The following is a 13,151-nucleotide window of genomic DNA, read 5'->3' as shown; positions in this document are numbered from 1 at the left end:
TGGTCAGCCGAGCAGGGAGCGGACGTACTCGCCGACCGTCCTGGTCGGGCGGCCGATGAGGTCGGTCAGCGTGCCGGGGGTGTCGGCGAGCCAGCCACGGGAGATGTTGACGTCCACGTCGGCCAGGGTTTCCGCGAACGGAGCCGGGACGCCGGCGCCGGCCAGGACGCCCGCGTAGTCGTCCTTCGGCAGGTTCTGATAGGCGACCTCCTTGCCGGTGACCTCGGCGATCTCGGCGGCCAGGTCGGCGAGGGTCCAGGCGGTGTCACCCGCCAGCTCGTACACCTTGCCGTCGTGGCCCGTTTCGGCTAGCACGGCGGCCGTTCCCGCGGCGTAGTCCGCGCGGGAGGCCGAGGCGATCCGGCCGTCGCCGGCGGCGCCGTAGACGGCGCCGAGCTGGGGGGCCACCGTGATCGACTGCTCGTAGTTCTCGTGGTACCAGTTGTTGCGCAGGATCGTGTACGTCACGCCGGACGCCTTGATGTACTCCTCGGTGGCCCGGTGATCGGCGGCGAGCCCGGCCTCGGTGGTGTCGGCCTTGGGCGCGCTGGTGTAGACGAGCGTGGCGCCGACCTCCTTGGCCGCGTCCACGATCGCGGCGTGCTGCTGCGCCCGGTGGGGGTCGATGCCCGAGATGAGCAGCACCTTGGTGGCGCCCTGCAGCGCGCTCTTGATCGTCTCCGGCCGGTCGTAGTCGGCTTCCCGGACCTCGACGCCCAGGTCGGCGGCCTTCTCCGGGGTGCGTGCGGCCGCGACGATCTCCGATGCCGCCACGCGCTGCTTCAGGTCCTCGATCACCAGTCGGCCCAGATGTCCGCTGGCTCCGGTCACCACGATCATGATGCTGTACTCCCCTATAAGTTAGTACTTTCGAAACGTAAGTGCTTGCTAGGGCGTAAGGTAGCACGTATGGAGGAGTTCGAGAACCTGGTGGCCGATGTCTTCTCACGCAAGTGCACCTCCCGCGCGGTGCTGGAGACCATCACCGGCCGCTGGGCGATTCTGGCGCTGACGGCCCTGCACGAGGGGCCCTACCGCTTCAACGCGCTGCGCCGCCGCGTCGACGGGGTGAGCGAGAAGATGCTGTCCCAGACCCTCCAGGCCCTCGAACGCGACGGCATGGTGCTGCGCGTGGCCGAGCACACGATCCCGCCCCGGGTCGAATACAGCCTCACCCCGCTCGGCCGCGAAGCCGCCGAGCACCTGGTCCCCCTCATTTCCTGGCTGGAGGACCGCATGCCCCAGGTGACCTCCGCCCGCGAGAGCTATCAGGGGCGTTAGTTCCCACCCCGGGTGCCCGTGCCTCGCAGCGGGCGAGACACGGGCGGACATGGAAGGGTCTACCTTTCGTTGAAGGGCGCGACCGTGATCTTGTCGATCACCGGGGCGTATGACGAGCGAAGGAGCACCCCGGGGAAGGTCTGCGAGGCGTAGGTGGTGCCGTCGAAGTTCGGGAGTTCCGCTGAGGAGAACCGCAGCGTGTTCTCTCCCTTCTTCAGTTTCACCGGGACGGTGAGTTCCCAGAAGTTGTTCGCGTGGAAGCTGTGCGGGAACAGCACGCGCTGCGGGGCGCCGCCGTTCACCGAGACGTCGGCGTGCCTGGTGAGCGGGTCCGGGTTGTAGTGCGTGGCGGCCGACTGCTCGGGGTTGGAATAGCGGATGCGCATGGCGTACGTGCCGGAGCCGGCCGCCCGCACCTTGAAGGTGAGCGTGCTGTCATTTCCGGGCGCGCCCCCGACATCGGTGACCGCGGCCTGGCCGCTCGCCAGGGAGAGCTGTGCGACCTTCGCGGTCCCGGCGAGCTGGGCGGCCTCCGCCTCGTACACGGTGGCCGGCAGCGCGCCGGCGGCCCGCCGTACGTCGAGGCGGTCGATGAGCGACGTGCCGGACTTTCCGGTGACCGTGACCTTGTTGACGCCGCCGGACAGGGATACCGCCGCGGTGGCGGCGCCGCGCCGGGCGTCCATCACCTCCAGGCCGTTGACGGTCACCGAGGCCCGGCCGGAGCCGGACATCCTGAGGTCGAGTGCGGCCGCGGCGTCCTTGGCGGAGTAGACCCAGAAGGTGGCCGACTGGCCACGGCCGGCCTCGACGCCCCCGGAGCCGGAGACCGCGCCGCCCTTCACGGAGTAGGACGTGCGGGCGCCGCGCAGGTCGGCGAGCTCGGCCTCGTAGATCGAGGTCGCCGCCGCCGGGTTCGGCTGCGACAGCAGGATCCGGTCGACGATCGCGTCCCCCTGGGTGGCCTTGGCGCCGTCGAGGCTCCGCGCCGCCAGGGAGATCACGTGCGTGCCCGCGGTGAGCTCGACGGTGGTGTCCGCGTGGTCCCACACGACCCACTTGTAGCCGAGCGGCAGGAACAGCTCCTGCTCGGCGGCCCCGTCGACGCGGACGAAGACGTTGGTCGGCCCCTGCTCGCGTACCCGGTCGAAGGTGTTGAGCGAGTTGGCGAAGACGCCGAGGTCGTAGCGGTCGGCGCGCGGGACCTCGACCGTGAAGTCGAGCACCCCGTCCGAGCCGGTACGCAGCCCGCCGACGTTGTAGCGGCCGGAGGTGTAGAACTTCGACACGTCCGAGGGAGAGCCCTCGGGGCCGTTGCGGCTGTAGCCGGTGCCGGTGTACTTGGCGTCCTCGGCCTCGTACGACCGCTCCCACAGCTTCGGCGCGGGCGACGTCGCGGTCCCCGAGCCGGCGGGGGTGAGCACGATCTCGTACGCCGACGACTCCGTCAGCCTGGGCAGGTCGCCGCCGCCGAAGTCGAACACCACGGTCCCGTCCTTGACGGCGACGTCGCGTTCGGCGACGATCTCCGGCTGGGCCGAGTCGCCGAGCTGGCCCGTCCACGGGATCTCCCGCACCCAGGCGTGCACGGTGCGGCCGAAGAGGCCGGCGGGGACGTTCTCGAAGCGGATGTGCCCGGCGCTGCCGGCGCCGCCGAAGATCGCGCGGGCCTGCCTCTTTCCGGGATCGAGCGTCGCGACGCCCTGCAGGGTGTAGTTCTGGCCCGGGTACGGCGGCGTGACCGGCACCGTGTGACCGCTCATGCTGCCGTAGGCGTTGAACAGCCACCACTGGCCGTTGCCCCGGTTGGCCTGGACGGCGGAGTCGGACAGGTTGCCGTCGATGTTCCAGTACGCGATGTCGGCGTCGATCTTCGACTCCTCGATGGCCGACACCCACTGGATCATCTGGCCGGGAACCGAGGTGTGGTAGTTGAAGGCGTACTCGTTGACGTTGACGGGCAGCTTCTTCCCGGCGTACTTCGTGCCGGCGAAGACCGCGGCCTCCATCTCGCGGTAGCGCTTGACGCTCTCCCGCACCTGCTCGGGGTGGCTGAGCTCGTGCCAGGTCAGCACGTCGGGCACGGTGCCCGCCTTGGCGGTGTGCTCGAGGTAGCCCTTCACCTGGGCGTACAGCACGCTGGTGTTGGGTCCGGCGATCCGCGCGGCCGGCATCCTGCCCTTGATGAGCGCGTACACGTCGTCCCACGCCTGGAAGTAGTCGCGCGGGTCGCTGAGCCAGCTCACCCCGTTGTAGCTCCACTCGCCCGTGCCGAACATGTTGCCTTCGGGCTCGTTGAACGGCACGAAGACGATGTTGTCCTGATATTTCGGGTCAAGCTGGAGGGCCTGGTCGACCTGCTTGGCGATCTTCTCCTTGAACAGGTCGAGCTTCTCCCGCGGAGTGCTCCCCGGCCACTGGTAGGGGAAGCCGCGGTGGATGTCGGTCATGTAGATGTACACGTCGCCGTCGGTGCTGTCGGCGAGCGGCTTGACCACCTCGAGCGCGTCGGCGCCGGGGTGCTGCGCGCCGTCCTGGGCCTTGGTCGAGACGGTACGCAGGCGCATGCCCTCGATCAGGTTGTTCGTCGGCACCCCCGGGCCATAGAGGCCGTAGAGCGTGCCGGACGCGCCGCCGTGGAAGGGACCGGTGTCCTTGCCGAGGTCGATGGCGAGCTGGCCTTCGCGGATCACGGTGACGGTGGCGGTGACGGGCCGGCCGCCGGCCGTGCCGGTCACGGAGAAGGATCCGGCGGTGGCGTAGTCGGCGGGGTTCACCGGTGACCAGGTGATGGGCAGCTCACGCTCGTAGCCGTCGGAGAAGGTGGCGCGGACCGTGGCGGGCAGCGCCGGCGCGGTGCCGATGATCGTGCGGACGGCGAAGGCGTTCTCGGCCAGTCCGGTGGATGTGGGCACCTCACCGCCGACGACGGCGGCCACCTGTTCGGCCGACAGCGCGGCGCCGTAGACGCGGAAATCGTCGATCGCGCCGTCGAACAGCGGATCCGGATAGAACGAACGACCGATGAACCCGGCGGACGTCGTGGTGGCGTCGATCAGGTCCGCGGCGGTCACGGTGGTGGCGGCGGAGTCGACGGCGGCCCCGTCGAGGTAGGTGGTGATGCGCTTCGCGGCGGTGTCGAGGGTGACCGTCAGCGTCTTCCAGGCACCGGCCGGCAGCGGGGCCGAGCCGGTGACCTGGGCCTCACCGCCACCATAGGAGGAGGTGATCGCCGTACGCAGGCGGCCGTCGTTGTTGGACGGCGTGCTGAACAGGTAGCGGCCGGTGTCCTTGCCCAGCGCGTAGATCCATTGCCAGGGAGCGGCGGTGCCGTCCCACTTGACCCGCGCCGACACCGTCAGGTCGGTCTTGCCCTTGATCGCGGCCAGCGGCACCTGTACGTAGGCGCCGTCGGAGTTCGGGGAGCCGCCGGGCAGGCTCAGGGCGTGGCCATCGGACGCCCCGGCCACCAGCGCCGCCGTGGAGCCGTTGACCAGCGTCCCGTTCAGGCCGTTGCCGGAGGAGTCGGTGATGGAAGCGGTGCTGATGTCGTCGGTGTCGAACTCGTAGACGAGCTCGGGAGCGGGCGGGTCGGCGGTCGCGGCGGCCATCGGGACGCCAGTGGTTAACGCGATGGTGAGCGCGGCCGGAAGGAGCCCGGCACGCATGACCTTGGTGATGCTCGTCAATGTCATCACGACTTCCCTCAAAGGGTCGGGGGTGCTGGTGGGGGAGTGCCGGTCCCGGTTCACCAGTGATGTGAGCGCTAACACGTCTCAGGGAGTCGATCCGCAGTGCAACGAGGGTTTCGCGTAGGTTACGTAGCCGCGCTGTCGCCCGTCAATGCGCTGGCCGCATCCGCGCCTCGCTGTTTCCGGCATGTCACGATTCGATATCGCGCCCTTGACGTCCGCCGTCTCGTGGGTAACAGTCGAGCCACATCGTTGAACCGGTTCGCTCGATTCCGAGGAGCCGTCGGCGGACGCTTCTGTGCCGGTGCCGAGTCGCGGGAGACGTCAGTCTGGAAATCCCCAGGAAAATGGCGGTTTCTGCCCGGCTTTCCGGTCTTCGATGCAGGGAGTCCGCAACGTCATCGTCGAACCGGTTCGACAGATATGGGAGGTGAGTGTGGCGACGATCGGAGACGTGGCCCGGGAGGCCGGGGTGAGCCGCAGCACGGCGTCTTACGCGCTGTCGGGCAAGCGGCCCATCTCGGAAGAGGTCCGCCTGCGCGTGCTGGCGGCGGCCGAGGCGCTCGCGTACACGCCGAACGCGGGTGCTCGCGCCCTGGCCACATCCCAGACCAAGGTCCTCGGTCTGCTCGCCCAGTTCCACGAGGACGAGTTCGCGCCCGCGATGATGCAGTACATCCTGGGCGTCACGGACACCGCCCGCGACCTGGGCTACGACACGCTGCTGGTCACCGAGGCCGACGGCGCGCGGGCGCTGCGGCGCATCACCGATTCCCGCATGGTGGACGGCGTCGTCCTGATGAACATCGCGCAGGAGGACTCACGGCTGCCCATCCTGCGTGCGGCGCCGCAGCCGGGCGCGCTGGTCGGCCTGCCGGGCGACTGCTCGGGACTCGACGTGTTCGACCTCGACTTCGAGGAGGCCGGAAGGGGCATGGTGGACCACCTCCACCGGCTCGGCCACCGCGAGCTCATCCTGGTCTCGCAGCCGGAACACGTCGTCGAGCGCGGCGGCGCGTACGTGTGGCGGCTGAGGGACGCCGCCCTCGAACGCGCGCGGCAGCTCGGTGTCACGCTGCACGCGGTGTACGGCGAGTCCCGGCAGCCGGCCGTCGGACGCCTGCTCAACGCCTTGCTCGACGCGCACCCCTCGGCGACGGGCCTGCTGATCAACAACGAGGCGGCCGCCGCGGCGCTGCCCTCCGTCACCTACGAGCGGGGACTCCGGGTGCCCACGGACCTGTCGGTCATCGGGCGCTACTCCGCCGAGTTCGCCGCCACCTTCTCCCTGCCCTATTCGTTCATCGAGAGCGCACCCGACCGGTTGGGCGCCATGGCGGTACGCCAGCTCGTCCGCCGCGTGGAATCGGCGGCGGCCCGCAGCGAGCCGTTCGTCGTGCGCTTCATCTCCCCCGAACTGGTGTCCCGGGGAAGCACCGCACCCCCGAAAGCCCCGCCCGCCCGCTGAGCGCGGGCCACAGCCCCAACGACCGTCCGGCCACAGTAAAATGTGAGCGCTAACATTGGAGGAATCCAATGCCCCGTCCATCCACGTCCACGAAGGTCGGTGCCGCCGTCCTGGCACTGTCCGCTCTGGCAGCCTGCTCATCGGCTCCCCAGAGCGGCGCCGCCACCAGCAGCGCGTCCGCCGGCGCCGCCTACACGTGGTGGGACCCGTACCCGCAGCACGACCCGGCCTCCGCCTGGGCCAAGCGGGTGAACACCTGCGGGCAGCAGGCCGGCGTCACCATCCAGCGCACCGCGTACGACACGACCGCGCTGACGAACCAGGCCCTGCTCGCGGGCCAGGAAGGCAACGCGCCCGACGTCATCCTCCTCGACAACCCCGCCGTCTCCACCCTGGCGGACGCGGGGATGCTCACCTCGATGGGCGACTTCGGCCTCGACACCACGAAATTCGACAAGAACCTCATCGCCGCCGGAGAGCTGGACGGCAAGACGTACGGCATCCCCATCGGCGCGAACACCCTCGCGCTGTACTACAACAAGAAGCTCCTCGACGCCGCCGGTGTCGACCCGAAGTCGATCAAGGACTGGGCCTCGCTCAACGCGGCGCTGAAGAAGGTCAAGGCCGCGGGCAAGAAGCCGATCACGTTCTCGGCCATCGGCACGGAGGAGGGCTCGTTCCAGTTCCTGCCGTGGTTCTGGGGCGCCGGCGCGCAGCTCACCCAGCTCGACTCGCCCCAGGCCATCGAGGCGCTCACCCTGTGGAACACGTGGATCAAGGACGGCACCGCACCCAACTCGGTCATCAGCAACTCCCAGAACACCACGTGGGAGGAGTTCCTCACCGGCGAGTTCGCCTTCGCCGAGAACGGCACCTGGCAGATCAACAGCGCCGCGAAGGCCGGCTTCCCCACCGGCATCGTGCAGATCCCGGGCAAGGACGGCGGGGCCGCCCCCACACCCACGGGCGGCGAGTTCATCACGGTCCCGGTGCAGAAGGACACCCAGCGCTACAGCACCACCAAGAAGATCCTCGAATGCATGACGACGCCCGAGGGCCTGGTGGAGACCGGTACGACGTTCGCGTACTACATCCCCTCCACCGCGGACGGGCAGAAGGCGATCCTGGCGAAGGAACCCGGCCTGCAGCCGTGGGTCGAAGCGGTGCGGTCGGCCAAGGGCCGGACGAGCGACAACCTCGGCACCAAATACCCGAAGATCTCCGAGGCCATGTGGACGGCGGTGCAGAAGGCGCTGAGCGGCACGGCGAGCCCGGCTGACGCGCTCAAGGCCGCACAGGCCCAGGCCAAGCAGGCGATCGGCGGCTGAGCGGTGCTCACGCGGACTCGCACCCAGGCGGTGGCGGCCGTCGACGACAGCGCGGTGAGCCGGGCGGCGGCCCCCACCGTCCGGCGCCGCTCGCGGCAGTGGACCGCCTTCGCCTTCCTCGCGCCGCTCGTCGTCTACCTGGCCCTCTTCTACGCCTATCCGCTCTACCGCAACATCGACCTCAGCGTCCACGACTACACGCCGCGCGCCTTCGTGCGGGGCGATCCCGAGTTCACCGGGCTGGACAATTACCTGGACGTCGTCTCCGACGACACGTTCCTGGCCGCCCTGCGCAACACGGCGCTGTTCACCCTGGGGTCCATCGCCGTCCAGTACGCCCTCGGCCTGGCCCTCGCGGTCTTCTTCCACCGCAACTTCCGCCTGTCCGTGGTGCTGCGGGCGATGTTCCTCGTGCCGTGGCTGCTGCCGCTGATCGTCTCCGCCTCGACCTGGTCGTGGATGCTCAACAGCGACAGCGGCATCGTCAACACGGTCCTCCAGGCGTTCGGGATCGGCCAGATCAACTGGCTGACGTCCCCCGGCACCTCGCTGCTGTCCGTCACGGTCGCCAACATCTGGCTCGGGATCCCCTTCAACCTGGTGATCCTCTACGCCGGGCTGCAGAACATCCCGGCCGACCTGTACGAGGCCGCCGGCCTGGACGGGGCGGACTCGTGGCAGCGGTTCTGGCGCATCACCTTCCCCCTGCTGCGCCCGGTGTCGGCGATCACCCTGCTGCTCGGCCTGATCTACACGCTCAAGGTCGTCGACATCATCTGGATCATGACGAAGGGAGGTCCGGCGGACGCGTCCACGACGCTGGCCACCTGGTCCTACCGGGAGGCGTTCGGCACCGGCCAGCCCGACTTCTCCCCGGCGGCGGCCGTCGGCAACCTGCTCATCCTCATCGCGTTCACCGCCGGACTCGCGTACGTACGGCTGCAGCGCAAGGAGGAACCATGAAAAGCGCGGTCGGGGTCGTCCTGGTGGGGGTGATGCTTTTCCCGGTCTACTGGATGTTCAACGTCTCGCTCACCAAGACGAGCGACATGCGGGCCGATCCGCCCCACTGGTTCCCCTGGAACCCCACGTTCGAGGGCTACACCGCGGCGCTCGGCCAGCAGCTTCCCGCCCTCGCCACCAGCCTCTTCATCGGCCTCGGCACCGTCGCGCTCACGCTGGTCGTGGCCCTGCCCGCCGGCTACTCGCTGGCGAAACTGCGGCCGCGCGGCGCCCGCGGGATCGACTTCGTGCTCCTCGTCGCGCAGATGATCCCCGCCGTCGTCATGGCCATGGGCTTCTACACGATCTACATCAGGCTCGGGATGCTGAACACCGTGGCGGGCCTGATCGTCGCCGACTCGACGCTGGCCGTGCCGTTCGCGGTCCTGCTCTTCCGGGCGTTCATGGCGAGCATCCCCCGCGAGCTCATGGCCGCGGCCCAGATCGACGGGGCGAGCACCTGGCGCACGTTCCGCTCCATCATCCTGCCGCTGAGCCGCAACTCGGTGATCACGGTCTCGCTGTTCGCCTTCCTGTGGGCATGGTCGGACTTCATCTTCGCCTCCACCCTCAACCGCAACAGCGACACCATCCCGATCACCCTCGGCATCTACCGCTACATCGGCAACAACACCACGCAGTGGAACTCGATCATGGCGACCGCCGTGATCGCGTCCATCCCGGCGGCCTTCCTGCTGGTCCTCGCGCAGCGCTACATCGCCGCCGGGGTCACCGCGGGGGCCGTGAAAGACTGACCGAAAGGCTCACGACATGACCGAAGGCACGCCGGACGGCGCCTGTCCCGTGCTGCCGTCCCACGGCCGGGTACGCCCTCTCGCGCAGGTCGCCATCACCGGCGGCTTCTGGGCCACCCGCCAGGCCGTCAACGCCACGGCGACACTGGCCCACTGCGAGTCGTGGATGGAGCGCCTCGGCTGGCTGTCGAACTTCGATCGTGTCGCCGACGGGACGACCGCGCCCGACCGGCCCGGCTGGCCGTTCTCCGACTCGGAGGTCTACAAGCTCCTGGAGGCTCTGGCCTGGGAGACGGGCCGTACCGGCGACCCGGAGGCGGAGGTCGCGATCAAGCGGCTCACCGCGCGCGTCGCCCGGGCGCAGGACCCGGACGGATACCTCAACACCTGCTTCGGGCACGGCGAGCAGCGGCCGCGCTACAGCGACCTCGAAGGCGGCCACGAGCTCTACAACCTCGGTCACCTCCTGCAGGCCGCGGTCGCGCGGCTGCGCACGGCAGGGGAGGACGACCTGGTACGGGTCGCGCGACGGGCCGCGGACCACGTGTGCCGGACCTTCGGCGCGAACGGCCTGCCCAAGATCTGCGGGCACCCGGAGATCGAGGTCGGCCTGGCGGAGTTCGGCCGGGCCCTGGGCGAGGAGCGCTACGTCGAGCAGGCCCGCCTGTTCCTCGACCGCCGCGGGCACGGCACGCTGCGGGACATCCCGCTGGGACGCGCCTACTTCCAGGACGACCTCCCGATCCGGGAGGCCGAGGTGTGGCGCGGCCACGCGGTCCGCGCGCTCTACCTCACCGCCGCGGCCGTGGACGTCGCCGTCGAACGCGGCGACGACGAGCTGCTGCGCGCCGTGGAACGGCAATGGGAGCGCTCGGTCGCGCGCCGGACGTACATCACGGGCGGCATGGGCTCGCGCCACCAGGACGAGGGGTTCGGCGAGGACTGGGAGCTGCCGCCGGACCGGGCCTACTGCGAGACGTGCGCGGGCGTCGCCTCGATCATGGTCTCGTGGCGGCTCTACCTGGCCACCGCCGACGTCCGCTACACCGACCTGATCGAGCGCACGCTCTACAACATCATCGCGACCTCCCCGAGCCCCGACGGCCGGGCCTTCTTCTACGCCAACCCCCTGCACCAGCGGGCGCCGGGCAAGCCGGCCGACGGGACCGAGGTGAGCCCGCGTGCCGAGGGCGGCAGCCGGGCGGCCTGGTTCGACGTCTCCTGCTGCCCCACCAACGTCGCGCGGACGCTGGCGAGCCTCGGTGGCTACCTCGCCACCGCGGACGGCGACGGCCTCCAGATCCACCAGTACGCGCCGTGCGCCATCAGCACCGAACTGCCGGACGGCAGGCGGGTGGCCGTGGACGTCGGGACCGGCTACCCCGAGACCGGGACCATCCGCGTCCGGATAACGGCCGACGAGCCGTCGCCCTGGACGCTCGCGCTGCGGGTTCCGGCATGGGCGGCCGGAGCCACGCTGAGCACCGACGGGTGGGCCCGGCCCGTCGAGCCCGGCATGGTCGAGGTGCGGAGAGCCTTCCGCGTGGGCGACGTCATCACCCTCGAACTGCCGATGGCGCCGCGCTTCACGTGGCCGGACCCCCGCATCGACGCCGTGCGCGGCTGCGTCGCCGTCGAGCGCGGCCCGGAGGTCCTGTGCGCCGAGTCCCGCGACCTCCCACACCCCGGCGGGCTCGACGCTCTGGCGATCGACCCGCTGTCCGGCCCGCGTACGGACGCCGGCGGCGTCCGGGTCCGCGGCCGGCTGCCCGGGCACCCCGACCGGACCTGGCCCTATCCCTCCGCCACCGATTCCCTTGACGCCACCGAATGGTTCGACGTGCCGCTGCGGCCCTACCACTCATGGGCTCATCGCGGCCCGTCGAGCATGCGCATCTGGTTGCCCGCATCCCTACCCCCCGAAGGAGAGCAACGTGCGTAAACCCCTCTTAGCCGTGATCACCGCGGTCGCGACCCTGGCGACCTTCGCGCCCCCGGCCGCGGCGGCGGGCGCGACACTGACCGTCAACGTCGCCCAGCCGTTCCGGCCGGTGACCCACCTCGCCTCGGGCGGCCTGTACGGCCTGGCGGAGAACGGCCGGCCGGCCGACTCCACCCTGTTGCCGATCAAGGTGAACTCGCTGACCCAGCCCGCGCCCGGCGTGGGCCAGCGCCCCAACGGCCAGCCGCCCGGCGGCGACTCCCTGCTGGTGGCCCCGCAGGCCACCCGCGTCGGCGCGGGCGAGTTCATCCGGATGCCCGACATCTACCCGGACTTCCCCTATCGATGGGTGAGCTGGGACGACTGGCTGGCCAAGGTGACCACCATGGTCAACGCCCGGCTCTCGGCCTCGACGGTCACGAACGTGATCGGCTGGGAGCTCTGGAACGAACCCGACTGGACCTGGAACACTGCCGCCGCGGGCAGCTTCAACGACGGCTGGGTACGCACTTTCCGGGCCGTGCGCGCGCTCGACGCGCCGACGCCGATCGTCGGCCCGAGCACCGCCACGTACAACCGCTCCTGGATGCAGTCGTTCCTGACCCGGGCCCGGGACACCGGCACGCTGCCCGACATCATCTGCTGGCACGAGCTGGTGAACCCCGACCGGATCGCCGCCGACCTCGCCGACTACCGCAACCTGGAGTCCTCGCTGGGCATCAGCCCGCGCCGCGTCTCCATCAACGAGTACGCCGCCACCGGCGAGGTGGACGTCCCCGGCCGGATCGCCAGCTACGTGGCCAAGTTCGAGCGCGGCGGCGTGGAGTCCGCGCACCGGGCCTTCTGGTACGAGTACGGCACCCTGAACGGCCTGGTCGTCAACAACAACCAGCCCACCGGCACCTGGTGGCTGTACAAGTGGTACGGCGACATGGCCGGCACCATGGTCACGACGACCCCGGCCACGCAGACCGGCCTGGACGGATTCGCCTCCTACGACGGTACCCGCAAGATCGTCAACGTGGTGTTCGGCAACGAGGCGGGCACCAACACCGTCAACCTGACCGGCATCGGCGCGCTGGGCTCCAGCGTCCGCGTCACGCTGCTGTCCACCCCGGCCGGCGGCCGCTTCACCGCCGTGACCGCGCCCACCACGATCTCCACGACGACCCGGACGGTCAGCGGCGGGCAGCTCAGCGTGTCGGTGCCCAACATGGCCGTCACCAGCGCCTACCAGCTCGTCGTCGAACCGGTCAGCGGAGTGCCCGCCTACCAGCAGCGGTACGAGGCCGAGAACGCCTCGGTGTTCCGCGCCCAGCGGCTGAGCGGCTCCAGCGCGTCGGGCGGCGGTTACGTGGGCCGGATCGACAACTCGGGCACACCGCGTACCGACAGCTACGTCGACTTCGTGGTGAACGTGCCGGCCGCCCGCGCGTACACGATGACCATCGGCTACGCCAACGCCACCGGCGCCACCGCCACCCAGGGCCTGGCCTACAACGGCGGAGCCTGGAGCACGGTCAGTTACCCGCCCACCCCGGCCTGGGGGCAGTTCGGCGCCACGATCGGCACCACCGTCACGCTCGCGGCCGGGTACAACGTGATCCGCCTGGCCAAGGGCTCGCCGTACTTCGCGGGCGGCACCGGATACGCCGAACTGGACTACATCCAGCTCGCCTGACG

At 70.1% G+C, this 13,151-nt stretch carries 9 protein-coding genes; 7 read left to right on the top strand and 2 right to left on the bottom strand.

Annotation, left to right across the window (positions count from 1 at the left end; translation table 11 throughout):
• Positions 1-3 precede the first annotated feature (3 nt).
• Positions 4-840 (bottom strand): SDR family oxidoreductase, encoded by an 837-nt coding sequence (locus AB0F17_RS03300; RefSeq protein WP_358015396.1) that lies wholly within the window; start codon positions 838-840, stop codon positions 4-6.
• A 69-nt stretch (positions 841-909) separates the two neighbouring features.
• Here AB0F17_RS03300 and AB0F17_RS03295 point away from each other — a divergent pair, with 69 nt between their 5' ends.
• Complete coding sequence (locus AB0F17_RS03295) at positions 910-1,281, top strand: helix-turn-helix domain-containing protein (RefSeq protein ID WP_358015393.1); 372 nt, start codon at positions 910-912, stop codon at positions 1,279-1,281.
• 59 nt (positions 1,282-1,340) lie between these two features.
• Here AB0F17_RS03295 and AB0F17_RS03290 read toward each other — a convergent pair whose 3' ends face one another.
• Positions 1,341-4,976 (bottom strand): LamG-like jellyroll fold domain-containing protein, encoded by a 3,636-nt coding sequence (locus AB0F17_RS03290; protein WP_358015390.1) that lies wholly within the window; start codon positions 4,974-4,976, stop codon positions 1,341-1,343.
• Positions 4,977-5,409: 433 nt separating this feature from the next.
• Between AB0F17_RS03290 and AB0F17_RS03285 the strand changes: the two genes are divergently transcribed.
• The 6 genes from AB0F17_RS03285 to AB0F17_RS03260 all read left to right on the top strand — a co-directional run bounded on the left by AB0F17_RS03285 (position 5,410) and on the right by AB0F17_RS03260 (position 13,149).
• On the top strand, positions 5,410-6,441 hold the full coding sequence (locus AB0F17_RS03285; protein ID WP_358015387.1) for a LacI family DNA-binding transcriptional regulator: 1,032 nt from the start codon (positions 5,410-5,412) through the stop codon (positions 6,439-6,441).
• 68 nt (positions 6,442-6,509) lie between these two features.
• On the top strand, positions 6,510-7,769 hold the full coding sequence (locus AB0F17_RS03280; protein ID WP_358015384.1) for an extracellular solute-binding protein: 1,260 nt from the start codon (positions 6,510-6,512) through the stop codon (positions 7,767-7,769).
• Between the two features lie 3 nt (positions 7,770-7,772).
• Complete coding sequence (locus tag AB0F17_RS03275; protein ID WP_358015381.1) at positions 7,773-8,732, top strand: sugar ABC transporter permease; 960 nt, start codon at positions 7,773-7,775, stop codon at positions 8,730-8,732.
• Positions 8,729-9,526 (top strand): carbohydrate ABC transporter permease, encoded by a 798-nt coding sequence (locus AB0F17_RS03270; RefSeq protein ID WP_358015378.1) that lies wholly within the window; start codon positions 8,729-8,731, stop codon positions 9,524-9,526. Before AB0F17_RS03275 ends, AB0F17_RS03270 begins: the two co-directional genes overlap by 4 nt.
• Positions 9,527-9,542: 16 nt before the next feature.
• Positions 9,543-11,468, top strand: a complete 1,926-nt coding sequence (locus AB0F17_RS03265; protein ID WP_358015375.1) for a beta-L-arabinofuranosidase domain-containing protein — start codon at positions 9,543-9,545, stop codon at positions 11,466-11,468.
• On the top strand, positions 11,461-13,149 hold the full coding sequence (locus AB0F17_RS03260) for a CBM35 domain-containing protein (RefSeq protein WP_358015372.1): 1,689 nt from the start codon (positions 11,461-11,463) through the stop codon (positions 13,147-13,149). Before AB0F17_RS03265 ends, AB0F17_RS03260 begins: the two co-directional genes overlap by 8 nt.
• The last annotated feature ends 2 nt before the right edge of the window (positions 13,150-13,151 follow it).

The sequence above is a fragment of the Nonomuraea sp. NPDC026600 genome (genome assembly GCF_040638335.1).
In the GTDB taxonomy this organism is placed as follows: Bacteria; Actinomycetota; Actinomycetes; order Streptosporangiales; family Streptosporangiaceae; genus Nonomuraea.
Note: the sequence above shows the minus strand (reverse complement) of the source record. Positions and strands in the feature narration are given on the sequence as shown.

Excerpts from the sequence above, each read along its gene's own strand:
- AB0F17_RS03290 (WP_358015390.1), bottom strand. The coding sequence starts at position 4,976 with ATGACATTGACGAGCATCACCAAGGTCATGCGTGCCGGGCTCCTTCCG.
- AB0F17_RS03280 (WP_358015384.1), top strand. The coding sequence starts at position 6,510 with ATGCCCCGTCCATCCACGTCCACGAAGGTCGGTGCCGCCGTCCTGGCA.
- AB0F17_RS03270 (WP_358015378.1), top strand. The coding sequence starts at position 8,729 with ATGAAAAGCGCGGTCGGGGTCGTCCTGGTGGGGGTGATGCTTTTCCCG.
- AB0F17_RS03300 (WP_358015396.1), bottom strand. The coding sequence starts at position 840 with ATGATCGTGGTGACCGGAGCCAGCGGACATCTGGGCCGACTGGTGATC.
- AB0F17_RS03265 (WP_358015375.1), top strand. The coding sequence starts at position 9,543 with ATGACCGAAGGCACGCCGGACGGCGCCTGTCCCGTGCTGCCGTCCCAC.
- AB0F17_RS03295 (WP_358015393.1), top strand. The coding sequence starts at position 910 with ATGGAGGAGTTCGAGAACCTGGTGGCCGATGTCTTCTCACGCAAGTGC.